This is a genomic window from Bradyrhizobium sp. Ken01, assembly GCF_055807355.1.
The window spans coordinates 26,327-52,184 of record NZ_JBVVPC010000006.1 but is presented as its reverse complement, the minus strand read 5'-3'; the positions used below and the strand labels follow the sequence as shown (position 1 = coordinate 52,184).

Annotated in this window: 26 protein-coding genes; 14 read left to right on the top strand and 12 right to left on the bottom strand. The window is 64.3% G+C overall.

What is annotated here, in order from left to right:
- The first annotated feature begins 15 nt into the window (after positions 1 to 15).
- Complete coding sequence (locus AC0L3S_RS08545; RefSeq protein WP_473278726.1) at positions 16 to 726, top strand: RibD family protein; 711 nt, start codon at positions 16 to 18, stop codon at positions 724 to 726.
- Between the two features lie 10 nt (positions 727 to 736).
- On the top strand, positions 737 to 2,008 hold the full coding sequence (locus AC0L3S_RS08540; protein ID WP_473278725.1) for a flavin monoamine oxidase family protein: 1,272 nt from the start codon (positions 737 to 739) through the stop codon (positions 2,006 to 2,008).
- Between the two features lie 58 nt (positions 2,009 to 2,066).
- Here the strand turns inward: AC0L3S_RS08540 and AC0L3S_RS08535 are convergent, their stop codons facing one another.
- The 8 genes from AC0L3S_RS08535 to AC0L3S_RS08500 form a co-directional block, all read right to left on the bottom strand.
- A complete protein-coding gene (locus AC0L3S_RS08535; protein WP_473278724.1) occupies positions 2,067 to 2,387 on the bottom strand; it encodes a hypothetical protein in 321 nt (106 codons plus the stop codon).
- A 164-nt stretch (positions 2,388 to 2,551) separates the two neighbouring features.
- Entirely contained in the window at positions 2,552 to 3,121 is a 570-nt protein-coding gene (locus AC0L3S_RS08530; protein WP_473278723.1) for a cysteine hydrolase family protein, read from the bottom strand.
- Between the two features lie 127 nt (positions 3,122 to 3,248).
- The gene (locus AC0L3S_RS08525) at positions 3,249 to 3,596 is read right to left on the bottom strand and encodes a DUF3088 domain-containing protein (protein WP_473278722.1); all 348 of its coding nucleotides are present in this window, start codon (positions 3,594 to 3,596) and stop codon (positions 3,249 to 3,251) included.
- Positions 3,597 to 3,661: 65 nt separating this feature from the next.
- Positions 3,662 to 5,518, bottom strand: coding sequence for a sensor histidine kinase (locus AC0L3S_RS08520; protein WP_473278721.1), 1,857 nt, complete (start codon positions 5,516 to 5,518; stop codon positions 3,662 to 3,664).
- Positions 5,519 to 5,679: 161 nt separating this feature from the next.
- Positions 5,680 to 6,255, bottom strand: a complete 576-nt coding sequence (locus AC0L3S_RS08515; RefSeq protein ID WP_473264492.1) for a hypothetical protein — start codon at positions 6,253 to 6,255, stop codon at positions 5,680 to 5,682.
- Between the two features lie 197 nt (positions 6,256 to 6,452).
- Positions 6,453 to 7,766: a tetratricopeptide repeat protein gene (locus AC0L3S_RS08510; protein WP_473264364.1), complete on the bottom strand. Its 1,314-nt coding sequence runs from the start codon at positions 7,764 to 7,766 to the stop codon at positions 6,453 to 6,455.
- A gap of 13 nt (positions 7,767 to 7,779) precedes the next feature.
- A complete protein-coding gene (locus AC0L3S_RS08505; RefSeq protein ID WP_473278720.1) occupies positions 7,780 to 8,790 on the bottom strand; it encodes an aldo/keto reductase in 1,011 nt (336 codons plus the stop codon).
- Between the two features lie 162 nt (positions 8,791 to 8,952).
- Positions 8,953 to 9,378 (bottom strand): PaaI family thioesterase, encoded by a 426-nt coding sequence (locus AC0L3S_RS08500; protein ID WP_473278719.1) that lies wholly within the window; start codon positions 9,376 to 9,378, stop codon positions 8,953 to 8,955.
- Between the two features lie 65 nt (positions 9,379 to 9,443).
- Here AC0L3S_RS08500 and AC0L3S_RS08495 point away from each other — a divergent pair, with 65 nt between their 5' ends.
- Both AC0L3S_RS08495 and AC0L3S_RS08490 read left to right on the top strand, forming a co-directional pair.
- Positions 9,444 to 10,073, top strand: coding sequence for an NUDIX hydrolase (locus AC0L3S_RS08495; RefSeq protein WP_473266252.1), 630 nt, complete (start codon positions 9,444 to 9,446; stop codon positions 10,071 to 10,073).
- Positions 10,074 to 10,143: 70 nt separating this feature from the next.
- A complete protein-coding gene (locus AC0L3S_RS08490) occupies positions 10,144 to 11,358 on the top strand; it encodes a hypothetical protein (protein ID WP_473278717.1) in 1,215 nt (404 codons plus the stop codon).
- A 169-nt stretch (positions 11,359 to 11,527) separates the two neighbouring features.
- Here the strand turns inward: AC0L3S_RS08490 and AC0L3S_RS08485 are convergent, their stop codons facing one another.
- Positions 11,528 to 11,830 (bottom strand): hypothetical protein, encoded by a 303-nt coding sequence (locus tag AC0L3S_RS08485; protein ID WP_473266245.1) that lies wholly within the window; start codon positions 11,828 to 11,830, stop codon positions 11,528 to 11,530.
- A gap of 194 nt (positions 11,831 to 12,024) precedes the next feature.
- On the opposite strand from AC0L3S_RS08485, the gene AC0L3S_RS08480 reads away from it, so the two are divergent.
- The 5 genes from AC0L3S_RS08480 (at position 12,025) to AC0L3S_RS08460 (ending at position 17,152) form a co-directional block, all read left to right on the top strand.
- Complete coding sequence (locus AC0L3S_RS08480; protein WP_473266244.1) at positions 12,025 to 12,504, top strand: hypothetical protein; 480 nt, start codon at positions 12,025 to 12,027, stop codon at positions 12,502 to 12,504.
- A 163-nt stretch (positions 12,505 to 12,667) separates the two neighbouring features.
- Positions 12,668 to 13,615, top strand: coding sequence for a TAXI family TRAP transporter solute-binding subunit (locus AC0L3S_RS08475; RefSeq protein WP_473278716.1), 948 nt, complete (start codon positions 12,668 to 12,670; stop codon positions 13,613 to 13,615).
- A gap of 157 nt (positions 13,616 to 13,772) precedes the next feature.
- The gene (locus AC0L3S_RS08470; RefSeq protein ID WP_473278715.1) at positions 13,773 to 15,881 is read left to right on the top strand and encodes a TRAP transporter permease; all 2,109 of its coding nucleotides are present in this window, start codon (positions 13,773 to 13,775) and stop codon (positions 15,879 to 15,881) included.
- Complete coding sequence (locus tag AC0L3S_RS08465) at positions 15,842 to 16,255, top strand: DUF1850 domain-containing protein (protein WP_473266251.1); 414 nt, start codon at positions 15,842 to 15,844, stop codon at positions 16,253 to 16,255. The genes AC0L3S_RS08470 and AC0L3S_RS08465 overlap by 40 nt, the downstream gene beginning before the upstream one ends.
- Before the next feature lie 90 nt (positions 16,256 to 16,345).
- The gene (locus tag AC0L3S_RS08460; protein ID WP_473278714.1) at positions 16,346 to 17,152 is read left to right on the top strand and encodes an SDR family NAD(P)-dependent oxidoreductase; all 807 of its coding nucleotides are present in this window, start codon (positions 16,346 to 16,348) and stop codon (positions 17,150 to 17,152) included.
- A 133-nt stretch (positions 17,153 to 17,285) separates the two neighbouring features.
- On the opposite strand, the gene AC0L3S_RS08455 is transcribed toward AC0L3S_RS08460, so the two are convergent.
- Together AC0L3S_RS08455 and AC0L3S_RS08450 are read right to left on the bottom strand one after the other, a co-directional pair.
- Positions 17,286 to 17,408: a hypothetical protein gene (locus AC0L3S_RS08455; protein ID WP_473278712.1), complete on the bottom strand. Its 123-nt coding sequence runs from the start codon at positions 17,406 to 17,408 to the stop codon at positions 17,286 to 17,288.
- Between the two features lie 34 nt (positions 17,409 to 17,442).
- Entirely contained in the window at positions 17,443 to 19,020 is a 1,578-nt protein-coding gene (locus AC0L3S_RS08450) for a cation:proton antiporter (protein WP_473278711.1), read from the bottom strand.
- Positions 19,021 to 19,128: 108 nt separating this feature from the next.
- On the opposite strand from AC0L3S_RS08450, the gene AC0L3S_RS08445 reads away from it, so the two are divergent.
- The 5 genes from AC0L3S_RS08445 to AC0L3S_RS08425 all read left to right on the top strand — a co-directional run bounded on the left by AC0L3S_RS08445 (position 19,129) and on the right by AC0L3S_RS08425 (position 24,807).
- Positions 19,129 to 19,887, top strand: a complete 759-nt coding sequence (locus AC0L3S_RS08445; RefSeq protein WP_473278710.1) for a tetratricopeptide repeat protein — start codon at positions 19,129 to 19,131, stop codon at positions 19,885 to 19,887.
- A gap of 115 nt (positions 19,888 to 20,002) precedes the next feature.
- Complete coding sequence (locus AC0L3S_RS08440) at positions 20,003 to 21,388, top strand: tetratricopeptide repeat protein (protein WP_473266250.1); 1,386 nt, start codon at positions 20,003 to 20,005, stop codon at positions 21,386 to 21,388.
- A 144-nt stretch (positions 21,389 to 21,532) separates the two neighbouring features.
- Complete coding sequence (locus tag AC0L3S_RS08435) at positions 21,533 to 23,467, top strand: propionyl-CoA synthetase (RefSeq protein ID WP_473278709.1); 1,935 nt, start codon at positions 21,533 to 21,535, stop codon at positions 23,465 to 23,467.
- 169 nt (positions 23,468 to 23,636) lie between these two features.
- Positions 23,637 to 23,897 carry a hypothetical protein gene (locus AC0L3S_RS08430; protein ID WP_007597509.1) on the top strand — a complete coding sequence of 87 codons (261 nt, stop codon included), beginning with the start codon at positions 23,637 to 23,639 and terminating at the stop codon, positions 23,895 to 23,897.
- A gap of 163 nt (positions 23,898 to 24,060) precedes the next feature.
- Complete coding sequence (locus tag AC0L3S_RS08425) at positions 24,061 to 24,807, top strand: OmpW/AlkL family protein (protein ID WP_473278708.1); 747 nt, start codon at positions 24,061 to 24,063, stop codon at positions 24,805 to 24,807.
- 105 nt (positions 24,808 to 24,912) lie between these two features.
- Here AC0L3S_RS08425 and AC0L3S_RS08420 read toward each other — a convergent pair whose 3' ends face one another.
- On the bottom strand, positions 24,913 to 25,608 hold the full coding sequence (locus AC0L3S_RS08420; RefSeq protein ID WP_007597507.1) for a DUF1013 domain-containing protein: 696 nt from the start codon (positions 25,606 to 25,608) through the stop codon (positions 24,913 to 24,915).
- Positions 25,609 to 25,858: the final 250 nt, after the last annotated feature.

Below are 25,858 nucleotides of genomic sequence, written 5' to 3'. Positions count from 1 at the left end.
GGCCCGGAGATACGCATGAAGCCTTACGTCATCTGTCTGATGCATTCGAGTCTGGACGGCCGCACCCATCCGAGCCGCTGGCGCCCGAAGGGGGCAGGGACGGACTGGTTCGAGAAGATCCACGACGAGCTCGGCGGTGATGCCTGGGCGATCGGCCGCGTCACCGGCTCGGAGTTCGCCAAGGGCGAGCCCTATCCCACGACGGCGGACGCGAAATTTCCGCGCGAAAACTGGTTCGCGCGACGTGATGCGAAAACCTATGGCGTCGTCCTGGATGCGAAAGGCAAGATCGGCTGGGGCCGCTCCGATATCGGCGGCGATCCGATCGTCGTCGTGCTGACCGAGAGTGTCCCCGATTCGCATCTCGCGGGGCTCCGCGGCGAGGGCGTGTCCTATATCTTTGCCGGCAAGTCCGAGATCGACCTCGCGCTGACGCTGGACATTCTCAATCGCGAACTCGGCGTGAAGCGCCTGCTGGTGGAGGGCGGGGGCGTCGCCAACGGCGCGTTCCTGCGTGCCGGCCTGATCGACGAGTTCAACCTGATCCTCAGTCCCGCGATCGACGGAGCCAAGGGCGCGCCCTTCGTGTTCGATTCCACGGACTCCGACGGCGACCGGCGTGCACCGCTGAGCGCGATGAGGCTGGAGAGCACGCGGGATCTCGGCGGCGGCGTCCTGCTGCTGCGCTATCTGATCCAGAACGATCCGCAGGCCGTGGGCAAGTAGCAGCACCGAGATGTCGGCAACATCAGAGCATATCGTCATCGTCGGTGCCGGCGCGGCCGGCCTGATGGCGGCGCGCGAGCTGGCGCGCGCGGGCAGGACCGTGACGATCCTGGAGGCGCGCGAGCGCTGCGGCGGCCGCATCCATCCGCTGCCTGCTTCGGAGTTCGCCTACCGCGCCGACGGCGGCGCCGAATTCGTGCACGGCGAGGCGCCGGTCACGCGCGCGTTGCTGCGTGAGGCCGGGCTGTCCCTTCAGGAGATCGAGGGCGAGCGATGGGGCTTCGACGGCGCTGACATCGTGCGCGAGGATCGCCACGATCCGCATGAGGCTGAGCTGCACGCCGTGGTTCGGGAATTGAACGACGACCTCACGGTCGCCGATTTCCTGCGCCGGCATTTTGCCGGGGATGAGCACGCGCGGCTGCGCCATGCGATCGAGCGAATGGTCGAGGGCTACGATGCGGCCGATCCCGAGCGCGCCTCCACGCTGGCGCTGCGCGAGGAATGGATGGCTGGCGGGCACTCACCGCAGGCGCGGGTCAAGGGCGGCTATGGTGGGATGATCGACTTCCTGGCAGTCGAGTGCCGCAAGCTTGGCGTGAGTTTTCGCTTCGGCTGCGTGGTATCGGCGGTCGAGGAGGAGGGCGGTGCGACCGCCGTTCGCTGTGTCGGCGGCGACGTGCATGGCTGCGATCGCGTGATCCTCACTGTTCCGCTGCCGTTGCTGCGCGAGATCAGGCTGCCGAGCCACGCGCGCGCGAAGGCGGCGGCGGCCGACGACATCGGCTTCGGCAACGTGATAAAAATCCTGCTGCGCTTCAGGCGGCCATGGTGGCGCGAGCGCAAGGAAGAGCTCGCGGACATGAGCTTCCTTTTGTCCGACCAGGCCATTCCCGTATGGTGGACGCAATATCCGAACCGGCATCTCGTGCTGACCGGATGGTTCGGCGGCCCGCGCACGGCAGCGCTGTCGCGCCTCGACCCGCAAGGGCTGATCGATGCCGGGCTCGATTCGCTTGCGACCGTCTTCGGCCTGTCGCGTGAGGACCTCGCGCGCGAGCTCGTCGCGGCCGTTGCGACAAACTGGGCGCACGATCCCTACGCCCGCGGCGCCTATTCCTGGGCAACGCCGCGAACGCGCGAGGCGCAGACGATCCTCGCACGCGCCGATGGTCCGGTGCTGTTCTCCGGCGAGGCGCTCTATCGCGGAGCCGATATGGGCACGGTCGAGGCGGCGCTGGCGAGCGGTCAGCAGACGGCGGGGATGATCTTGCGAGGATAGGCTGGCGCGCAAAGAAAGGCCCGCATTTCGCGAGCCTTTCGCGTTGCTGCCTTTCGTCTTACCAGCGGCTGCCGCCGAAGCCGAACGTCACGCTCGGACCGCCGCCGCCATAATATCCGTACGGTCCGCCGCCGTAATAGCCGTGGTGCCGCGGATAGTAGCCGTAGCTCCGGTAGTGCGGACGATGAAATCCGTAATGGTGGTGAGGACGCCAGTGATGGCGATGTCCGTGATGGTGGTGCCTGTGCTGCGCGCTGATATCGGTCGACTGGGCCGCTGGCGCGTTGTGTTTCGCGCTTGAATGATTGGCCGCGTTCGCCGCCGACCCGCCGGCAAGCGCCGCAGCACCGACGGTCATCGCGACAAAGAGATACTTCATGTCATCACTCCAGTTGAATGTCGTGTGACAACACATGGTCATCCGGCACGTTCCGGCCAGTGCGGGCGTCGAAACGACGCAGTTTCATGGGCGTCCGGTTCGCGCGGCTACGTGCGTCTCGTGAGATCTATTGTCGCATCACGGGCGTGGCCGTAACTCCGCCATCACTCTGCCGCGAATGATGCAATCACGTCATCGGTGGTGACGATGCGCGCGAATTCGCCGTTGAGGTTCGACAGCGTCATCGCATGGATCTCCTCCGCAGAATGCCTGTCGCCATCCGGCCCGACCCGCTCGAACGTCCAGGTCGCGTCGCGCACCAGCCGTGCGTCGAAGCCGAGATTGCCGGCCATCCGCGTCGTCGTCTCGACGCAATGATTGGTGGTGGCGCCGCAAATGACGAGAGTGCCGATGTCGCCCGCGCGCAGGCGCCTTTCCAGATCGGTGCCGATGAAGGCGCTGTTGACGCGCTTGACGATCACGATCTCGCCCGGCCGCTCGCATGCCTCGTCCCTGACGGCATATCCGGAGCTCGTTGGCAGAAATGAGGAGGACGGCTTGGTGCCCTCATGACGAATGTGAAAGATTGGCGCGCCGCTGGTTCTGAACGCCGTCAGGAGATCGGCAATACGTGCCACTGCATCCGGGTTATTGCGCCGCTTGCCCGCCGCCTCCCATTCGTCGAACGCACGCTGGACGTCGACGACGATGAGGGCGGGAAGCGCGAGTGACATGAGGGGCGGCTTTCAGACTTACTTGCAGACTTACCTGCAGCGCCGACTATGCGAGGCGACAGTGACGACACGCAATGTCAATTTTCCCTCGTTTCGCGACGTGATTGCAGGCTACGCGCTCTCCCCCTCACGGATGCGGATCGGGAAAGCCGTGGCGTTCGGAGAGCGCGGCCAGGATGGCGTCCTTGTCAGCAATGAACGCGCGGCCCTGATAGCTGCCGGTCTGGTGCGGCGAGGTCGCTCCAACCGCCAGCACGAGCAGCGGTAACGACTGGTTCTCCTCGCCGGCCAGCGGGATCACGGCTTGCCGCGGGCGTGGCCACGGGATGCGCTCGATGTCGAGCTTGCCGGCGAGCTGCGGAAACGAGACCAGCACGCCCTCGATCAGCGCGCAATGCCAGCAATAGAAGCGGCGTCCAGGAAAAGTCGGGTCCTCGAACCCGGGACGCAGCAAAAACAGGCGGTCGCGCGTCATGGGTCGCTCCGAGGTATGGTGACCATCATATCGATGGTTGACGTCTGGCGGCAGAAGGCCTCGACTCACGATCGCGCGGCGGCCAGCGGCAGGCTGATATGAAAGACGGCGCCTCCGGTCGGCGCGTTCTCGGCCCAGATCCGCCCGCCGTGTGCCTCGACGATCGTGCGCGTGATCGAGAGGCCGATTCCCATGCCCTGCGTCTTGGTTGTGAAAAACGGCTTGAAGATTTCGGTTATCTTTTCTGTGCAGATGCCGTCGCCGGCATCTGCGATCGAGATCATGGCCTGATTGCCCGCTAGGCTGGTTCGACCGACGATGCGTCGCCGATCCTCCGGCAGATCGGCCACCGCTTCGATGGCATTCATGACCAGGTTCAGAATAGCCTGCTGGAGCTGCACTTTGTCGGCAGTTACGTGAATATCCGAGGCCGATCGGTCCGTCGCGAGCGCAACGTCGTAAGTCAGGGCTTGAACGGAGAGGAACCTAAACACGTCGCCGACCGCCGCGTTGAGGTCGAGCTCGCTCCGCTCTGTGCGGGCCCTCTTCAGAAATGAGCGCACCTGAACGACGATCTCGTTGGCGCGCTTATCGTCTCGGCGAATGTCACCCAGTATATCCCTGATCACGCCAAGGTCGGGTGCCGGTATCTGCAACAGCTGCTCGGCGGTCTCTGCATTGATCAGAATGGCGGCGAGCGGCTGGCTCAGCTCATGCGCGATTGTGACAGACATCTCGCCCGCGGTGGCAAGGCGATTCATGTGGGCAAGCTCCGACATGCGTTGGCGCGCTTCGACCTCCGCCAGGAATCGCAGCCTGCGCTCGCGCAGGAGGATGACGATCATCGTCGCCTGCACCAGCACCAAGCCGACACTGATCATGACGCGCCAGTAATACTGCTCCCAGAAGCTCGGTTCTCGGAAACGCACCTCGCTGCCCGGAGGCAGATGAGCTTCGTCCACATTCCAGAGCTTGAGCTGTCTCCAGTCGAAGATCGGCTTCACGTTGTCCCCGGCAACGGGCGGGATGCTCGACGGCGATTCGCCGCCGAGAATCCGCATTGCCAATTGGCCGGCTTCCCGTCCGATGGTTTCGGGCAGCAGCAGGAAGCCGCCAACTCCCGTCCGCCCGAGAAATGTATCGGAGGTGATGATGATCGGGCGGTTCGCGTGCTCGGCGACACGCGCAAGCGCCGCAGCCGGCAAATAGTGGGTACCTTCGCCGTCGGAATACATTGCCGAGGTCAGGATTGCAGAGCCAGGGGGCAAGGAGCCGACCCGTTCGCGCACTTCCCGCAGCACCATCCCGGACAGATCGACAATCTCGAGATCCGGCATCGCGGCCGCGAATTCCTGCTTCCAGTGGCCGTATGTCAGCGGATTTTTCCATGCATCGCCAACAAGGACGACGCCAGTCAGGTCGGGAACGACCGCGCGTGCCGCAGTCAGTAACTGCGCCGGAGACACCTTGGCAAAGATTGCGGTCGTGTCGGGTAGAAACAGCGCGCGCGTCTCGGGCAGATCGGGCACGAAGCCGTAAACCACGGGTGCCGCGGGCCAGATGTCGTGCTTGCGCCCCTGAAGGAATTTCGCCGACGCGACGCCGATGGAGACGATGACGTCGATCGACCGGTGCGCGTATTTGGTCTTGAGATGACCGACCAGACTCTCCTCGTAGTCCGGTCCCGGGAAACGGGCGAGATCGAGGCTTTCGCCGTAGATCACGGTATGGATCTGTCCATTTTCCTTCGCAGCCGTGCGGATACCGGCAAAAATCTCCGAATAGAACGGCGAACGAAAGTCGGCGTCTTCCAGCACCAGGATCGAGCGCTGCCCCGGACTGTCGGCCGCGGGGCATTCATGTGCCAGGGTTGCGAACAGGCAGACGATCAGGAGCCGCTTGATCGCCTTGACCATCCGCATTGCTGGACTCTGTGCCTGCCTGTGTTTGCAACGGGCGCCTCCTCGATGAGGACGCATCCGAGCATACCTGCCGGTTCCGAAGTTTCAATGAAAGGATTTGATCCGGCTGTGCCGCGCAGGCGGCGGTTCACCTCGCCCGCATGCGGAGCGAACAAGGTCCGCTATTTGAACGGATCCTGGATCGACGGAGCCGACTGCCTGATACGACGCACGCTCACGGGCGTGCCGTCGGAAACGAACAGCAGTTCGTAGCGGCGGCCCTCGCTGTCGGTGGCGGAGCAGGTGACGTCAGTCACCTTTCTGGCGGCGAAATTGCCGGTCTGGCGGCAGAGGCCTGTGGAGGTCTGCTCGGCCGGCACCGGCAACCCGTCGACCTTGGGGCGGTCCTTGGAATTGAGCAGCATGCGGTCGATCGGCAGCTCGTAGGAGTTGTCGTCGGCGCGCTTGCCGTTCTCGCCGGAGAACGACACGACGTGATTCTCGTCGGCGGGATCGTCGACCGCGACCGCGAAATTGACCCGGCCCTTGTCACCATGGGCATAGGCGACCGTCTTGCAGGCAAAGGTGCGGCCCGCGACCTTCAGCGTCTTGCAGTGGCCGGACATCAGCGCCAGCAGGTCGACGAAGGCGTTTGCGGCCTGAGGGTTGTTCACGGGAATCGACAAGGAAGACTCGGCAAAACAAGGGCTTGCCAAGGCGATGAGGGCGGCGGTGAGGACTGGTCGGCAGAGGCGCATCGGAAGGTTCACATGCCAGGGAACCACGGGAAAGTTCCGTCCGACAACCGTCGAACCGTAAATTGGTTGCGATCCCGTTTGTTCTGTCTGATTCGTCTGAAATACCACCGCGCCACCCCAACGGCGATTCGCCCATATCGCCCAACCCGTTCCCGGCCGGCACTTGCCGCCCGGCCGGTGTTTTTTTCGTGGCGGAGCTAGCCCATCGTCGCCTTCCAGCGCGTATCGCGCAGGGAGGGACGGCGGTGCAGGCGGGCATCGAGTAACGCGCGGGCGCGGGGCAGGTCGCCGCTGCGCATGAGGGCGACGACAAAAGTGTCCTCGATCAGTTCGCGTTGGGCGTGACTGCCGCCGAGACGCACGACCTCGCCGAGGACCGGCGCGAGCATTTGCACGCATGCCGCGTAATCCTCGTCCGCAAAGGTTGCCAGCGCGCGGCAGACCGCCGGCACCACGGGACCGGCCGGGAGCTTGCCGTCGGCGAGCCGCTGCTCGATCACGGCAAGACGCGCGGCGAGCGCCTCGCGATTTTGCGTCGCGGCCGCGAACAGCGCCATGTGGACGTCGGCGAAGGGCAGGCTCGATTTCGGAAACAGTTTTTGCGCGGCGGCATCGCCTTCGACCCAGAGCGCTTTCGGCACGGCGTGGCCGTAAGCCGACAGGCGCCAGAGCAGTGACGCGCCGTCGGTGACGACATTGAGCGGCGGCGCCTGTGTCGCCTTTGGCTGCAGCACATCGGCATAGATCGCAAGCGCCCGCGCGGCATCGCCATGCTCCAGTGCGCCGAGCGCCTGATGCCAGCGGATATGGCCGTACAAGATCCCGGCGCGGTCGTAAGAGGGGATCCAGTCGTCGACGAGCCGGTCGGCCGCTTCGATCGAACCGTCCTCGAACATCGCATGCAGCACGGCGTGCGCGGCATGGGCATTCTGCCGGCGCAGATCGAAGCCGCGCTCGGTGACGCCGCGGCCGCGACTGACATTGCCGTTCTCGGTCATCGCCCAGCCGTACATGGTGAGGAACCACCAATCCTCGCCATAGCGATGCGCGACGCGCTCGCACAGCTGCTGCCGCGCACGGTCGTGATCGGCCATACCGGAGAACGCGAACAGGCCGAACGCGCCGAGCGGCAGCGACAGCACTAGTGCGTCGCGCGGCCACGCCTCGACGTGCTTCATAGTCGCCGCGATTGCCTCGGGCAGCCGGCCCTCGATTGCGAGCACCAACGTCTCGACATGCGAACGCTCGCGTTCCGTGCCGCGGTTCGCCACGAGCTCGCGCGCGCGGGCTGCCTTCTGCCGTGCCAGATCGCCTTGCTGATAGAAGCCATGCAGGCGGGCGCGGGCGATATGGGCCAGCGCAAAATCCTGATCGGCCGCAATCGCGCGCTCCAGAGTCTCCGCCGTGCCGGTCCAGCCGGCGAGCATGAGGTCGACGCCCTCGCGATAGGCGGATGCCGCCTCGGGCGAAGAGGTGGAGATCGACAGGCCATAGCGATCTTCGAAGGCCATTCTTGTCTCCGGCTCAGGCGGTCCGCGCGCGACGTCCTTCAATCGGATAGGCCGGGTCGTTGTAGCCCGGCGTCGAGGGATGACCTGGCACGACCAGTCTGTCTATCAGCGCCTCGTCTTCCATAGTGAAGCGATAGTCGAGCGCGCCGGTGTAGCCGTCCCATTGCTCTTCGGTGCGCGGACCGGCAACGATCGAGGAGACAAAGGCGGAGTTCAGCACCCAGGCGACCGCGAACTGGCCTGCGGTGATGCCCTTTTTCTCGGCGTGGGTCTTGATCTCCTGCGCGAGCTGGAGCGATTCCGGCCGCCATTCGGTCTGCATCATGCGCGTGTCATTGCGGCCTGCGCGCGTCTCCTTGTCGGGAGCCGCGTCGGGCTTGTATTTGCCGGTCAGCACGCCGCGCGCCAGCGGGCTGTAGGGCACGATGCCGAGGCCGTAGTAGGAGCAGGCCGGAAAGTGCTCGACTTCAGGCATGCGATTCATGGCGTTGTAATAGGGTTGGCTCACCGCGGGCCGGTCGATTCCGAGCCGGTCGCAGATGTTGCAGATTTCGGCGACGCGCCAGGCGCGGTAGTTCGAGACGCCGAAATAGCGCACCTTGCCGGCGCGGATCAGGTCGCCCATCGCGCGCACCGTCTCCTCCAGCGGCGTCGCATGGTCTTCCTTGTGCAGATAATAGATGTCGATGTGATCGGTGCCGAGCCGCTTCAGGCTCTCATCCGCCGCCTCCAATACCCAGCGCCGCGACAGGCCGACACGGTTGGGATCCTCGCCCATGGGGTTCGCAAGTTTCGTCGCGAGCACCCAGGCGTGACGGTTGTTGCCGATGGCGCGTCCCACGACTTCTTCAGATGCACCCTTCGAATAGGCGTCGGCGGTGTCGATGAAGTTGATGCCGGCCTCGTGCGCCTTCGCGATGATGCGCTTTGAGGTGGCCTCATCGGTCGGCCCGCCGAACATCATCGTGCCCAAGCAGATCGGCGACACTTTCAGGCCGCTGCGGCCGAGTTGGCGATATTGCATGGGTCATTTCCTCAACGCTTGTTGACGCGCCAGCATAGCCGTCTCACTCCGTCATTGCGAGCGCAGCGAAGCAATCCCTGAGCGTCGTCCCGGCCTGGTGCGCAATTGCGCACTAGGCCGGGACGACGGCGGAATTTGTGGAGCGCAGTGAACGCAGCACCGCTACCCCGGCCCCTTCAAGATCTTGAACACACCATTGGCCATCACCACGCAGCGGCCGTCCACGCTGACCTCCGTGCTCATGAAGATCAGGCTGCGCGTCGAGCGCACCACGCGCGGGCGTGAAATCAGGATGTCGCCGATCTGGCCGGCTTCGACGAAATGAGTGTCGAGCTGCACCGTCGCCATGAACTCCTTGCCGGAGACGTAGCGGGCGGTCATGCCGCAGGTACGGTCCGCGAACGTCATCATCACGCCGCCCTGGACCATGCCGCGGCGGTTGTGGTGCTTGTCCTCGGTTGCAAGTGCGAATTCGTATTGGCCGTCGACCTTGCGCTCCCACAATGGGCCGATCAGGTGCATGAAGCCCGTGGTCTCCAGGATGGTCCAGCCGTCTGCTTTCAGCCTTGCGGCTGCCTTGTTGGTCATGTCGTCCATTCCTGAGCGCGTCGTGCGATCTCATTTCATCGGGGCCGGACGTGGTGTAGTCAAGCATCATGAGACCGTTCGACGATGCCACACGGCGGAATATCGCGGCTGCCTGCGCGGCCTTCACGCGGTTGCCGGAGGACGAGGTGCCAGCGGTGTTGAAGCGCGCCGCGGTGGCAATTGCGCTGACCGCGGCCAGCGAGGGCGATGACACGGCGTTGCTGCTCACGCTGCGCGCATCGCATCTGCGCGCCCATCGAGGTCAATGGGCCTTGCCCGGCGGACGCTGCGATGCCGGCGAGACGCCGGTCGAGGCGGCGCTACGCGAACTCGACGAGGAGCTTGGCCTTCACCTGACCGGCGTGGAGGTGCTCGGCACGCTCGATGATTATCCGACCCGCTCCGGCTATCTGATCACCCCGGTCGTGGTCTGGGCCGCCGATAGTGCCGCGATCAAACCGAACCCGGACGAGGTCGCCTCCGTTCATCGCATCGCGCTTGCGACGGTCGAGCGCGAAGATGCGTTCGATTTCGTCGCGATCCCCGAGAGCACGCGCCGTGTGATCCGCTTCCATCATCAGTCGAGCCTGATCCACGCACCGACGGCGGCGTTGATCTACCAGTTCCGCGAAGTGCTGGCAGGACGGCACACCCGCGTCAGCGAGCTGGAACAGCCGGTGTTCGCCTGGAAGTGACGGGAGGGGCGAAAACGAGGTAAACGACGTGTTAACGTGACGGTTACCGGATGCCTGCTAAGAGGGCAGCATGCATCAATCGATTCGAAATGCCGTGAGACTGGTTCCACTCGCGCTCGTCCTGCTCGCGCCTGCCGCGCGCGGTGGCGAATCCGACGCGCTGTCGCCAGCCGTCCGCAATGCCAAAGCCCAGATGTTGTCGCAGTTTTTCGCGCAAGGCGGCGCATCGCCCGCCGTGCTCGAATATCGCCGCAAGCTGCAGGAGTATCAGGCCGCGCGTGCTGCGTTCGACGAGGAAGCCGGCGCCTATTGGAGCCAGATCTCCGAGAAGCGGAAAGGTCGCAACGCCAAGCGGCGCGGTGGCCAGCAGGTCACGCTCGACGATTACGTGCTGGAGCATCCACCGCTCTATAACGGGCCGAAACGGCCGGTGAATCCGGAGCCGGAGGAAACCCCGGACCGCCCGACGAAAAAGCAGATCCCCGTGGTCGCCGATCTGCTGCGCGCGGTGCAGGAACTCTATCAGTTCACGCCGCAGCGGCCGTCCAGCGAAGTCGAGTTCAAGCGCGTCTATGCACGCTACGCGCTGGCCTCGGGGCTGACGCGCGAGCAGGCGGTGCGGGTCTATGCGTTCGAGACCGGCGGCACCGGCAGTTACGACGTGCAGGCGGGAATCGAGCATGGCGGCAAGCGCGCCATTTCGACTGCGATGGGTTACAACCAGCTGCTGACGACCAACAGCGTCGAGCTGCTGGCCGAGCAAGGCCATGAATTCATCCGCGCGCTCTCCGACAAGGTCGCGAGGGCCTCGGGCCCCGCGCGCCAGACGCTTGAGCACAAGCTTACCGTCCTGAAGAAGATGGTGGCGCATGCCAAATCGGTGCCCGACACCTGGTCGGAGCATGAGAAGATCGGCAACACCGCGCAGGGCTGGGCCATGCATGCCATGGTGCTCGACATCGATATCGGGCCGATGCTGCAGACTCACAAGCTGCTGACGTCGGTGCTGTTCGCGCGTGCCAAGGGCTATAGCCGCCCGCTCAGCGCGGCCGAGCTCGAGATGATGAACCTCACCGGCGACGGCACCGGCCTCGACATGGTGACGATGCCGCAGGCGATGCGCGAGCAGGTGCCGACCTCGAACTTCTTCCAGCGCGGCGGCTACGAGCGTAACCCGGTCGCGATCCGCCACAACACGGTGGCGAAGCTGCTGGCGGTGACGGATACGAGGATGGACAGCAACAGCAACAACGCCGGCGCGCGGGAGCTGGCGGGAGCGTTTTAGACATTCGCCCTGCCACATCTTCCACTGTCATGCCCCGGCTTGACCGGGGCATCCAGTACGCTGCGGCCTCTCGATTCAAGCACGCGATCTGTGGAATACTGGATCGTCCGCTTGCGCGGACGATGACGCCGAGCGCGCCGCGGCGCTCTCGCCCAGCTGACCGCCGCCCCTACTGATCCGACCCGAACCTGAACTTGCCGTCGCCTTCCAGGTACGGGCCGCTGCGCATGTAGAGCTGACCGTTGTGGCCGAGGAAGAACAGCGTGCCCTTCGGCACCTTCTTGGCGCCTTTCAGAAGTTCGCCGGCATTGCTGGTGCCCATCTTGTAGGAAAAGGTCTTGCCGTCCTTGTCATAGGCGTAGCCGGTGTCGGGCTTGAGCTCCCAAGGTGTTGCAGCGGTCTGCGCCAATGCGGGCGCAGCGAACGCGACGAGCACGGCCGTAACCAAAAAAGTCTTTGTTGAAAATGCCATTACCCTATCCTCCCCATCGAGGCTCCCGGTTCGAACAAATCACGAACGGCGCTTCCAGGTCAATTTGCGAAAGCGCCGCAGCGCTTCACGTCTTGCCGAGCAGTTTGTGATTTTCCCTTCGTCCCCGCGCGACTATGTTCCGCTTTCCGTCTAGAACGCAATTCGACAAAAACATTGGGTAGGGGATGATTCGAATGAACCTCGTCATGAAAGCTTGCTGGGCCGCCGGCCTGATGCTGACGGCGCTCGCGCCGGCCGCCCGGGCCGATGATTACCAGCTCAGCCACAACCAGAGGATTTCGTGCAGCCGCGGCCTTGCCCCGGGCAAGCTGAACACCGCGACCTGCAAGTCCTACACCTATCTCTTCAACACCAAGACCTCGGAATATTTCCGCTGCCAGGTCTCGCTGGCGCTGACCCGCGACAACAAGGAAGTCATCAACGTCCAGACCGACGGCGCCTGCACCAAGAAGCCGCGCATTTTCGACACCGACGGCCATTACGATTTCGACGCCACCGAGACCGAGCCGCCGAACACCAATTCGTTCTTCGGCCCCGGCGGCTACTCCGTCTGGGCTGCCGACGTCGGCGCGCAGAAGGTGCGCGGCTGCATCATCATCTCCTCCGGCCTCGGCTCCGACATCTCCAAATGCCTGGACATGACCTTCCAGTGAGGGGCTGACCGACCTGGCTGCGCCACCTCGCCACACCCTGCCGAGTTCCCCAAAAATCGAGCCAGGACAGCCATTTACCGCAGTCCTGTTTTGACTTTTGGATGGGTTGACCCGCACCCCTCATCCGGCCAACTTCCCGGCCGGTTTGGGGAGTGGAAAGATCATGAAACGGACGATTTTCGGCGTGACCGCGGCTCTTGCTCTGGCGGCGTCGGCACCTTGCGCGCAGGCGCAATCCTTCATCAACGTGCTGACCGGCGGCACCTCCGGCGTCTACTATCCGCTCGGGGTCGCGATCGGGAAGATCTACGGTGACAAGATTCCGAACGTGAAGACGCAGGTGCAGGCCACCAAGGCGTCGGTCGAGAATCTGATCCTGCTCCAACAAGGGCGCGGCGAGCTGGCGTTCACGCTGGGCGACTCGCTGAAAGCGGCCTGGGACGGCGAAGAGGAGGCGGGCTTCAAGTCCAAGCTCGACAAGCTCAGGACCATCGGCGCGATCTATCCGAACTACATCCAGATCGTGGCGACCGCCGAGAGCGGCATCAAGACGCTGGCGGACCTCAAGGGCAAGAGCCTGTCGGTCGGCGCGCCGAAATCGGGCACGGAGCTCAATTCGCGCGCGATCCTGGCGGCGGCCGGCATGAGCTACAAGGATCTCGGCAAGGTCGAGTATCTGCCGTTTGCCGAATCCGTCGATCTCATGAAGAACCGCCAGCTCGGCGCGACCTTGCAATCGGCCGGCCTCGGCGTGGCCTCGCTGAAGGATCTGTCGACCTCGAGCCCGATCACGGTGGTATCGGTGCCGAAGGAGACCGTCGACAAGATCGGACTGCCCTTTGTCGCGGCGACCATTCCCGCCAACACCTATACCGGGCAGGACAAGGACGTGCCGACCGCGGCCGTGGTCAACTATCTCGTCACCAGCTCGGCGGTGTCCGACGATCTCGCCTACCAGATGACAAAACTGGTCTACGAGTCGCTGCCCGAGCTCGCCAACGCGCATGCGGCCGGCAAGGAGATCAAGCTCGAGACGGCCGCCAGCGGCAGCCCGGTTCCGCTGCACCCCGGCGCGATCCGCTATTACAAGGAAAAAGGGCTGATCAAGTAATCAGCTTTCGTTATCGGGCGTCATGGCCGGGCTTGTCCCGGCCATCCACGTTCCAGGAGCAGGCGAGAAAGTCCGTGGATGCCCGGGACAAGCCCGGGCATGACGGTCTGGAGGCGTCGTGCAATGTTATAAGCGCTGGACGGTTGGGGTCATATCGATGTTGCAGGCAGAAGGCAGCGAAGCGCCCATCAAGGTCGAGTTCGACAATTTCGAGCACGGTTTCCCGGAAGGCTTTGGCCCGGGCTGGTGGGGCACGCTCGCGTACTGGATCGGCATCGCCTTCGCGACCTTCCAGCTTTATGTGGCGGCCTTCAACTATCTGCCGAGCCAGGTGGTGCGCGGCGTCCATGTCGGCTTCCTCATTCTCCTTACTTTCGGTCTGATCGGCAATTTCACCGCCAAAAGCGATTTCGGCCGCGCGATCGGCTGGCTGATCGGCGGCGCCGGCTTTCTGTGCGGGCTCTATCAATGGATCTTCTATGCGGATCTGATCGCACGTGACGGCGATCCGACGCGCCTCGATCTCGTGGTCGGCACGCTGCTTGCCGTCCTGATCTTCGAGGGCACGCGGCGGCTGATGGGCGCGGCGCTCCCGCTGATGTGCGGCGCCTGTCTCGTCTACTGGTTCTTCGGGCAGTATCTGCCATCGCCGCTCAACCATCGCGGTTACGATTTCGACCAGATCATTACGCATCTCTCCTTCGGCACCGAAGGCTTTTACGGCGTGCCGATCTACGTCTCGGCGACCTATATCTTCCTGTTCATCCTGTTCGGCTCGTTCCTGGAGCGCGCCGGCATGATCCAGCTCTTCACCGACGTTTCTCTTGGATTGTTCGGCAGGACCCGCGGCGGCCCCGCCAAGGTCGCGGTGTTCGCCTCGGGCATGATGGGCACGATCTCGGGCTCCGGCGTCGCCAACGTCGTCACCGTCGGCCAGTTCACGATTCCGCTGATGATCAGGTTCGGCTATCGCCGCGCGTTCGCGGCCGGCGTCGAGGCCACGGCCTCGATGGGCGGGCAGATCATGCCGCCGGTGATGGGCGCGGTCGCCTTCATCATGGCGGAGACGCTCGGCGTCCAATATTCGGAGATCGTGAAAGCGGCCGCGATTCCTGCGATGCTCTATTTCGCCTCCGCCTTCTGGATGGTGCATCTGGAGGCCGGCAAGCACGGGCTCACCGGCATGAAGAAGTCGGACACCCCGAGCGCCTGGAAGGCGCTGGTGAAGGGTTGGTACCTGGTGCTGCCGCTCGCGGCCCTCGTCTACATGCTGTTCGAAGGCTTTACGCCGCTCTATGCCGGCAGCATGGGCCTCGCGCTCACAGTGGGGTTGATCCTCGGCACCGCTATCACGACGGGCGCGTCTTCGATTGCCGTCCGCTATGTCTTCTGGATCGGGCTCGCGCTCGTCGTCGCTGCGCTCTCGCGCGACGGCCTTCAGATCGTGCCGGTCGCCTGTGTCGTCGTCGCGTTGATCGTGATCACTGCGTTCGTGCGCGGCGGATTTTCCGCCCTGCGCGCCTGCCGCGATGCGCTGGCCGAAAGCGCGAAATCCGCCATCACCGTCGGCATGGCCTGCGCTATCGTTGGCGTCATCATCGGCATGATGTCGCAGACCGGCGTCGGCACCATCTTCGGCGGCTGGGTGATCGGCCTCGGCGAGAAGAGCCTGTTCCTGGCGCTGATCATGACCATGCTGCTGTCGATCCTGCTCGGCACCGGCATCCCGACCATCCCGACCTACATCATCACGGCCGCGCTCGCGGCGCCCGCGCTGGCGAAACTCGGCGTGCCCCTGATCGCGAGCCATATGTTCGCGTTCTATTACGGCATCATGGCCGACCTCTCGCCGCCGGTCGCACTGGCGGCGTTAGCCGCGGCACCGATTGCGAAGGAGAATCCTGACAAGATCGGCTGGGAGGCGATGCGCATCGCGCTCGCCGGCTACGTCATCCCCTTCATTTTCGTCTATTCGCCGGCGCTGATGCTGCAGGCCGGCGACCCCATGGCCGCCAAGCTCGGCTTCTACGGCGCGGTGGCGCTGGCGGCCTTGAAGGCGCTGGTGGCGATCGCCCTGTTCGGCATGGTCGCGATCGGATTCCTGTTCACGCGCCTGACGTTCCTCGAACGTTTGGTCGCGCTCGGTGCCGCGGTCTGCCTGCTCGGCGATTTTCCGTTCAGCGACACCGCAGGCTTCCTGCTTGCCGCGGCGATCGTGCTGTGGCAGTGGCGGCGGCGTCCGCCGGCGCCGGTCGAGGCGGTGTGAGCCTCTGCTTCGTCACAGCCTCAGGCGTGAAGGCGCTGGCGCTGTCCGCGTTCACGCTGGTGTGGACGCATTCGATCGCGAAGGTCGACTGGCAGGAAGACTGGCGCGTCACCCCGGCCGGGCTCGAACTGGTGCAGGCGCGCGTGAAGGGCACCGGCCCCGGCATGGAGCCGCCGCCCGAGGCGCGCCTCGTCGACGGCTGGTTTCAATGGAGGCCCGCGCGCGCGCCGATGCCGGAGGTCGTGCTGGGCAATTCGGGCGCGGCTGGCGAATGGCGGCTCTGCCATGACGGCAAGTGCCGGACGTTGTCCGAGATTGTCGGTCATCCCATTGGTGCTAACGTCACAAAGATGAGTGTCTGCAAAGATCCGTAGCCTGGATGGAGCGAAGCGTAGTCCGGGGCCGCCGTTCCCGGATTACGCTTCGCTCCATCCAGGCTACAAGAAAAACACGGGAGAAACGCGATGGATCGGCTCAAGGGCAAGGTTGCGATGGTGGTGGGCGCCGGCTCGATCGGACCCGGTTGGGGCAACGGAAAGGCCACGGCGGTCACCTTTGCGCGCGAGGGCGCGCAGGTGTTTTGCGTCGATCGCAACGGCGCGGCCGCCGAGGAGACCGCGAAGATCATCACCGGCGAAGGCGGCCAGGCGAGCGCGTTCACTGCTGACGTATCTCGCGCGAGCGAGGTCGAAGCGATGGTCGCGGCGTGCCTGCAGGCCTACGGCCGCATCGACGTCCTCGACAACAATGTCGGCATCGCCGAGATGGGCAGCGTGGTCGAAGTGACCGAGGAGAGCTGGGACCGGGTCTTCAGCGTCAACCTTAAGAGCGCCTATTTCGCCATGAAGCACGTCATACCCGTGATGGTGAAGCAGGGCGGCGGCTCCATCATCAACATCTCCTCGATCGCCTCGATCCGCCACATGGGCATCTCCTACGTCACCTACGGCACTTCGAAGGCGGCGATGAACCAGATGACGCGCACCACCGCGATCGAATTCGCGCGCCACCATGTCCGCGTCAACGCGATCCTGCCCGGCCTGATGAAGACGCCAATGGTGGAGCACTCCGCCGGCCTCGCCGCCAGCTACGCCAAGGGCGACGTCGAAGCGATGTGGCGCGCGCGCGATGCGCAAGTGCCGATGGGTCACATGGGCGACGCCTTCGACGTCGCCAATGCCGCGCTGTTCCTGGCCTCGGACGAAGCGAAATATGTGACGGGGATCGAGCTCGTGGTGGACGGCGGAATTACGTGCAAGGCGGGGGCGTAGCTCCTTGCTCGTCGCCCTGGCGTAAGCCAGGGCCCATTACCACAAGGCTAGGTTTGGGCGAAGACTGCCGACTCAAGCCTATGTCAACAATTCGCATTCGGGGTAATGGGTCCTGGCTTTCGCCAGGACGACATTATTGCGCCAGTGCCAGAATCCCGCCGGCGAACGAATGCCATGCTGCCGTTTTGCTGATCGGCCAGTTCAGCACCTTCGCCGCCAGCATCGCGAGCGTGCCGGTGATGTAGACCGGGTGCACGCGGCCTTCGGTGCGCCAGTCGGGGATGGCGGATTTAACCCCCTGCGCTCAATTCTGCGCGATCGAGCTCTTCCTCGATCCGATGGAAGGCATCGTCGCCGATCACTTCCCTGGCGCGCAGCTCGAAGATCGATTTGCGCGCGGCCGCGATGCCACGGCGGCGTAGCGGATCGGCGGGCAGTTCGCCGTTGGTGATGCCGCCATGGGGGTCGTCGTCGGCCTGCATCAGGATGGCGCGATATTCGAGCCGCAGGATTTCCGCTTCCTCCGACGGATCGTCCTCGATCGCATCGAGCGCGGCGCGATAGGCGACGGCGCGGGCGCGCGCGACCTCGATGCCGACGGGATCGTCGTCCTTGAGGCCGAACGCCAGGATCAGCGGCCGCAGCGTCAGGCCCTGCACGACCAGCGTGCCGAGCACGACCGCGAACGCCGAGAAGACGATGAAGTCACGATGCGGAAAGTTTTCCGGCAAGGCAAAGGCGGTGGCGAGCGTGACGAGGCCGCGCATGCCACACCAGGAGATGATGAGGCCGCCCTTGGCCGAGGCGACCTGCTTCGGGTCCTTGGGGTGATAGATCCCGTGCGCCACCAGCGTGCGCAGCGTCGTCCGGTAGAACGTGATCCAGGCCAGCCGGACCAGGACCACGGTGAGCAGGATCCAGGCCGCGGCCGCGCAATATTCCCAGCGCACGTCCGCGTTCAGCCGCGTCCAGATCGGCCGCATCTGCATGCCGATCAGCATGAAGGCGAGCACGTTGAGCACGAACACCATGGTCTCCCACACCGCATAGGAAGGTACCCGCAGCCGCGCAGGCATGCGTGCCCCCGCCGTGCGCGCGATGGTGATGGCGTAGACCACAATGGTGAGGATGCCGGAGAGGCCGAGATGCTCGGCGGCAATCCAGACCATGAAGGTGGTGGCGAACTGTACGATGATCGCGCTCGGCGCTTCCTTCACGCGTTCCATGAACAGCGGGATGATGCGGCCAGCGACCAGCCCCGCGACGACGCTGCCGACCAGCGCCAGCGCCATGGTCGGCGCGACCTGATTCCATGTCAGATGTTCCGTGGCGACCGCGCCAACGGCGATGCGATAGATCAAAAGCGCGGTCGCATCGTTGAGCAGGCTCTCGCCTTCCAGGACCTTGACCATGCGGTAGGGCAGTTTCACCTGGCTCAGGATCGCGACTGCGGCGGCCGCGTCCGGCGGGGCGACGATGGCGCCGAGCGCAACCGCGGCGGCCCAGGGCATGTCAGGCATCAGCCGGTGCGCTGTGTAGGCCACAGCGGCCGTGGTCAGGCCGACGGCGGCGACCACCAGAGTGGAGACCGGAACCCAATTGTTGCGGAGATCGCGCAGCGAGGTGTCGAATGCGGCATCGAGCAGGACCGGTGCGACAAAAAGAGCCAGTGCCAGGTCGGGCTCCAGCGTCCAGGACGGGCTCGAGGGCACAAACGCGATCAGCGCGCCCCCGATCGCGAGAAAGGTCGGATAGGGGACCTTGATCCGCCGCGCCAGCGCCGATAATCCAACGGCGCCGAGCAGAAGCACGATGATCCATTCGAATGTCGACACGTTGATCCCCGAAACCGATTTGAGCGGCGCCACAAGCTAGCACCAATCCGGCCGTATGATGGATAGTGCGGCTGCAAGGCAAGACCTCAACCCGGACCTTAACTCAAGATTGAAACCCAAGATTTGCCGACTGTGACGAGCATGCGTTTTCTCATTCAATGGTCCGGCGCCGCGGTGATCATCGCGCTCTCGTTCGTCGTGGCTCATGCCGCGACCGGCGGCGAACCGGCCGCGGTCCCGCAGGTCGACATCGCGCCGTGCCTCGCGGCTGCCGCAGCCGACGACATCGACAAGGCCGCCCCGGCCTGCTCCGCCGTGATCGACAACGAGAAGACGGCGAAGGCTGACCTGATCAAGGCGCTGATCGCGCGTGGCGCGCTTTTTGCCCGGCGCGATCAGCTCGATCGTGCGATCGCCGACGACAGCCGCGCCCTGGAGCTCGATTCCGGTCTCGCCGATATCTTCAACGCGCGGGGCGAGCTCTGGCTGAGGAAGGGCGACAAGCCCAAGGCGGTGCAGGATTTCGGCGCGGCATTGAAGATCGATCCGAACCACGAGAAGGCCAAGGCCAATCACAAGACGATGGCGCGCGAGATCGAGCGGATCGGCGCGCAGATGGCGGTCGCGGGCAAGCCCAGCTTCATTTGCAAGAGTGCGCGCCGCCCCGTCGAGAAGGCGATTTGTGCCAACCGCGAGCTCGCCGACCTCGACCGTGAGATTTTTGCTTCCCATGCCCGCGCGCTGCGTGAAGTCCGCAATGCAGGCGAAGCGAAGGCGCTGCAGCGCGAGCAGGACGATTTCATCGCCCGCCGCAACGCCGGGTTCGGCCGGCCCGGCTACGATCTGAAGAAGGCGATGCAGGAGCGGCTGCAGCGGCTGAACGGGGTAGACGGGTATTGAGGCTTTAAGGCCTCGGCAACGTCATGGCCGGGCCTGCGCCCTGACTGGCTCAATTTGAACCCGTCGCCTCCCCGCCGCGACAATGGAGAAAGCCCTCGTTCCGGAGCCCTATGCCATGTGCGGCACGCATCCTTCCGCGCAAATGCTCTTGTTTGCAAAAATCTCGCTTCGCTCGCTCCTGCTCAGCGCGGCAATGAGCGTCGTCCTCGTCGCCCCTGCTTCGGCCGGCGTCGATTGCGTGATGGGCAGCAAGGCCGCACCGGCTGAGCTGATCCCGGCCTGCAGCGCCACCATTGACCAGGCCTCAAATCCATCCTCCGATCGCGCCGCGGCATTGCTGGTGCGCGCCGACGCCAATGCGCGGACTTCGGGCGGCCTCACGCAGGCGCTGCGAGATATCGATCGCGCCATTGCGCTCGATGACAAGAACGCAAAAGCCTGGCGCCTGCGGGGCGATCTCCTCCGGGAGGCCGGCGGCGATCTCAACCGCGCCGCGGCGGACCTCAGCAAGGCCATCGAGCTCGATCCGCAGGATTCGGAATCCTATGAGCTGCGCGGCGTCGTCTACACCAACCAGCGCCGGCTCGATCGCGCGCTTGCCGATTACGACCAGGCGATCAAGCTGAAGCCTGACAATGCACAGGCCTGGTCAGACCGCGGCGTGACCTATTATCTCGGCGGCGAAAACGAGAAGGCGATCCGCGATCTCAGCGAGGCGTTGCGGCTCGATCCGAACCGGCCGCGCAGCTACACCAATCGCGGCGCCGCCTACAAGAAGCTCGGCCAACTCGACAAATCGGTTGCCGACGACGGCGAGGCGATCAGGCTCGATCCGAAGGTGCCTGAATATTACGACAATCGCGGGCTGTCGCTGGCCGCGATGGGCGAGTACGACAAGGCGATTGCCGATTACGATCAGGCGCTCCGGCTGGCACCGCGGCCGAACTTCTTCACCAACCGCGGCGATTCCTACCACCTCAAGGGCGAGCTTGGCGCGGCGCTGAGCGATTACGAGGCCGCACTGAAACTCGATCCGAATTTCGCGCAGACCTACAATAACCGCGCCGTGCTCTACAAGAAGATGGGCGAGCGCAAGAAGGCGCTGGCCGACTACGAGACCGCGCTGCGGCTCGATCCCGGCAATGACAACGCCGCCGCCGGCCGCCGCGCTATGATCGCGGAGATTGCGAAATTCGGCGGCGAGCCGCTGCGGCCGCTCGCTGCGAATTCCGGCAATGGCCCGTCGTTCGATTGTGCCACTGCGAAGCGCGAGGTCGAGAAGGTGATTTGTGCCGATCCGCAACTGGGTGTGCTCGATCGTCAGATCGCCGAGACCTACGAGCGCGTGCTGAAATCGGCAGGGTCCCGCTCGGCCGGCGACCTCCGTCGCACCCAGCGCGACTTCCTCGCCACCCGCAATACGAGCTTCGGCCGCCCCGGCTATGATCTGAGGAAGGTCATGCAGGACCGCCTGCAGCGGCTGAACGCGATGGATAGCTGAGCATTGTTCTTTTCAGCTTGAACCGCGGCCCGTTCCCGGGACAATAACCCTCAAACAAGGCTGGTCCTTGATCCCTGTCATGGCGGGACGTTTGTCCTGCCACAAGGTCAGGGCCAGGCGAATAAAGGGAACGGGAGCGCGGGAATGAACGTCCGAGGAAACGTCCAAGGAAACATCGACGGAAAGAGCCTCTATCACGAGGTTTATGCGCGCTCGCTGGCCGACCCTGAGGGCTTTTGGGCCGAGGCGGCCAAGGAGATCGATTGGATCGAGCCACCGAAAAAGATCTTCGATCCCTTGCAGGGCGTCTACGGCCGCTGGTTCAGCGGTGGCGTCGTCAACACCTGCTACAACGCGCTCGACCGCCACGTCGAACGCGGCCGCGCCGACCAGATCGCGCTGATCCATGATTCGCCACTGGCAAATAGCGTCACCAAATTCACCTACGCCGAACTGCTGGCCGAAGTGCAGGCGCTCGCCGCCATCATGCAGGATTTTGGTGTCGCCAAGGGCGATCGCGTCATCCTCTATATGCCGATGGTACCGGAGGCCGTCGTCGCCATGCTCGCCTGCGCGCGCATTGGCGCGGTGCACTCCGTGGTGTTCGGCGGCTTTGCCGCGAAAGAGCTCGCCACCCGCATCGACGATGCGCAGCCAAAGTTGATCCTGTCGGCGAGCTGCGGCATCGAGCCCGGCCGGATCGTGCAGTACAAGCCGCTGCTCGACGAGGCGATCAGGCTTGCGGGCGCAAAGCCGAAGGCCTGCATCGTGCTGCAACGTCCGCAGTTCGTCTGCGCCCTCACGCCCGGCCGCGACTATGATTGGGCGGGCCTGCGCCGCAAGGCGATGAACGACGGCAAGCAGGCGCCTTGCGTGCCCGTCGCCGCTACCGATCCGCTCTACATCCTCTATACGTCAGGCACGACCGGCATTCCCAAGGGCGTCGTGCGCGATAATGGCGGCCATCTCGTCGCGGTGAAATGGTCCATGTTCAACCTTTATGGCATCAAGCCGGGCGAGGTCTGGTGGTGCGGCTCCGACATCGGCTGGGTGGTCGGCCACAGCTACATCGTCTACGGCCCGCTGCTGCACGGCGCGACCTCGATCATGTATGAGGGCAAGCCGGTCGGCACGCCCGATGCAGGCGCGTTCTGGCGCGTGATCAGCGAGCACAAGGCGGTCGCCTTCTTCACTGCGCCGACCGCGTTCCGCGCGATCCGGAAAGAAGATCCGGAAGGAAAATTCATCCGGCAGTACGACCTGTCGACGTTCCGCACGCTGTTCCTGGCCGGCGAGCGCGCCGATCCGCCGACGGTGGAATGGGCGGAGCAGCAGTTGAAAGTTCCGGTGATCGACCATTGGTGGCAGACCGAGACCGGCTGGTGCATCGCCGGAAATCCGGTTGGCTTAGGTCAGCTGCCGGTGAAGCACGGGTCGCCGACGGTGCCGATGCCGGGTTACCAGATCGACGTGGTCGACGAAGCGGCAAAGCCGGTCGGTCCGAACACCATGGGCTCGATCGTCATCAAGCTTCCGATGCCGCCGGGCTGCCTGCCGACGCTGTGGAATCAGGACGAACGTTTCAAAGAAGCCTATCTCACCGAATTCCCCGGCTACTACAAAACTTCGGATGCCGGCTACAAGGACGAAGACGGCTATGTCTTCGTCATGGGCCGCACCGACGACATCATCAATGTCGCCGGCCATCGGCTCTCCACTGGCGGCATGGAGGAGATCCTGGCTTCGCATCCCGATGTCGCCGAATGCGCTGTGCTTGGTGTCAAGGACGCGATCAAGGGCGAGGTCCCCTGCGGCTTCCTGGTGCTCAAGGCCGGCGTGAAGCGCGCTCCCGCCGAGATCGAGAAGGAGATCATTGCGCTGGTGCGCGACAAGCTCGGTCCCGTTGCCGCGTTCAAGCTCGCCATCACCGTCGGCCGCCTGCCCAAGACGCGCTCCGGAAAGATCTTGCGCGGCACCATCAAGAAGATCGCAGATGGTGAAGCCTGGACCATGCCGGCGACGATCGAGGACCCCAAGGTGCTCGACGAGATCGGCGATGCGCTGAAGGGGCGGGTGTGAAGTTTGCAATGGGGCTTGAATAGGCCGCATTTTTCCGCTCAATCCTCATCCTGAGGAGCGCGCCTGGCGCGCGTCTCGAAGGATGAAAGGCCCCGCTGTTGCCGCTTGGCCTGCATGGTTCGAGACGCCCGCTGCGCGGGCTCCTCACCATGAGGATGAAAGGCCTGCCATGAATTCGAAGCCGTTTCTAGCGATTGCATTTGCGGGCCTCATTCTCTCCGCCTGCTCCGCGCGCTACCAGACGCCGGTGGCGATGGGCGGCGATGATGACGACGCGGTCTGCCAGAGCCGGGGTTATGCGGCTGGCTCCCCGGAATACGTGGCCTGCCGCAAGGACCGCGACGTCCAGCGCAGCGCTGCGACCACCCGCGCCGACCGCCGCCAGCGCGACCTCGGCGAATACATGCTGAACCATCCGGACCGGCCATGATGTAAGCTGCGGCATTATCCTGCCGCGACACATCTGCAACGCCGCAGCCAAATCGCAATCGCATTTGTCCTGATTTGATCGGCATCAAATCCTTCACCATCGCCTTTCTGCTCTGACGCTGATGTCGCGCAACGAAGCGCGCATGTGGCTGAAGGGGAATGCAATGGACGGTATGATAAGAAACGTGGCGCGGCTCGCGGCGCTAGGTGCGGCGCTGGCGGGGGCTCTTGCCTCGGCACAGGCCGCCGATTTGCCGATCTATAAAAAGACGCCGCCGCCGGTAGAAGCCTTCAATCCCTGGATGGTACGTTTGCGGGTACTAGGCGTGTTGCCGGATGCCGGCGGCTCGACCGTCAATGTCGCCGGCGTTCCGTCGCTGTCGTCGCCGAATTCGGGCCTCTCGATCAGCGATCAGGTCGTGCCTGAGCTCGACATCAGCTATTTCTTCACCAGGAACATCGCGGCCGAGCTGATCCTCGGCGTGACCCGGCATTCGATCAGCGGCACCGGCTCGCTCGCAAATCTGCCGATCGGCAAGACCACGCTGCTGCCGCCGACGCTGACCCTGCAATATCACTTCGACAATTTCGGCGCGTTCAAACCATATGTAGGCGCCGGCGTGAACTACACCGTGTTCTTCAACAATGCCGCAGCCAACACGCCGGCCGCGATCGTCGGTCCGCCCGCGATCGTCGCCACCGCCACGAGCCTGCATGTCAGCAACGCCTTCGGTGGCGCGGTGCAGTTCGGCTTCGACTACATGCTCGATCGGCACTGGGGCCTCAACGTCGACGTCAAGAAGCTCTGGTTGCGGCCGGACTATTCGGCGACGGTCAGTGGTCTGCCGGTTACCGGCACCGCGTATATCGACCCGTGGCTGGTCGGCGGTGGTGTGACGTATAAGTTCTGAAGTTTGGCGGGAGCACGCTGCCGCGCGACCGCGGACAGTCACAAACAAAAACGCGGCGGGTTGGCCCGCCGCGTTCGCATGCGATGATGAACGGGGAGCGAAGGATTACTCCTCCTCCTGGTCCTGCTTCTTGCCGCCGAGCGTCTTCAGCTTGGCGAACACGGCATCGACGTTGAGATCGTCGCTGGATCTCTCCGCGGGTTCGTACTCGTCCTTCTTGGTGGTTTCGGAGGCCGGCAGCAGGGTGGCGCCGCCATAGGCCGCGTCGATCGGCTTTTCCTTGGCCGCGCGCGCGACCTCGAAATCGAGCTCGATCTGCGAGCAGAGGCCGAGGGTGACGGGATCAATCGGCGTCAGCTGGGAGGTGTTCCAGTGGGTGCGATCGCGGACACTGGCGATCGTGCTCTTGGTCGTGCCGACCAGGCGCATGATCTGGGCGTCCTTGAGCTCGGGATGGTTGCGCAGTAGCCAGAGGATGGCGCTCGGGCGCTCGTGGCGGCGCGAGACCGGGGTATAACGCGGGCCCTTGCGCTTGGGCTGCGGCGGCAGCACCACCTTGCTCTCCTGGAGGCGGAGCCGGTAGTCCGGGTTGTTCTCTCCCTTCTCGATCTCCTCGCGGGTCAGCTGGCCATTGGAAAGGGGATCCATGCCCTTGATGCCCTGCGCGGCGTCGCCATCGGCGATCGCGCGCACCTCGAGGGGGTGCATTTTGGTGAAATCGGCGACCTGATCGAAGGTCAGCGCGGTGTTGTCGAGCAGCCAGACGGCGGTCGCCTTGGGCATCAGAGGTGCGTTGCTCATGGCAAATCTCCTTTGTGCTTCGCCCACCCCTTTGGAGGCGAAACCGGTGGTCATCAGCGATGACTGGGAATTCGGGCTATATAAGCCCGGAGGGGGTAGCCACGCAATGGTTCTGCTATAGATAGTGCCTTGACAGCGCCCGAAAGGGGGCCCAATTCCCTCTGAAGTCCCTGTAAGACCGTACCCAAGCCCTATTCATCCATCGACCGCTGCCCGCCCATTTGGCGAGGTGATTCGGTCCCGAGATCGC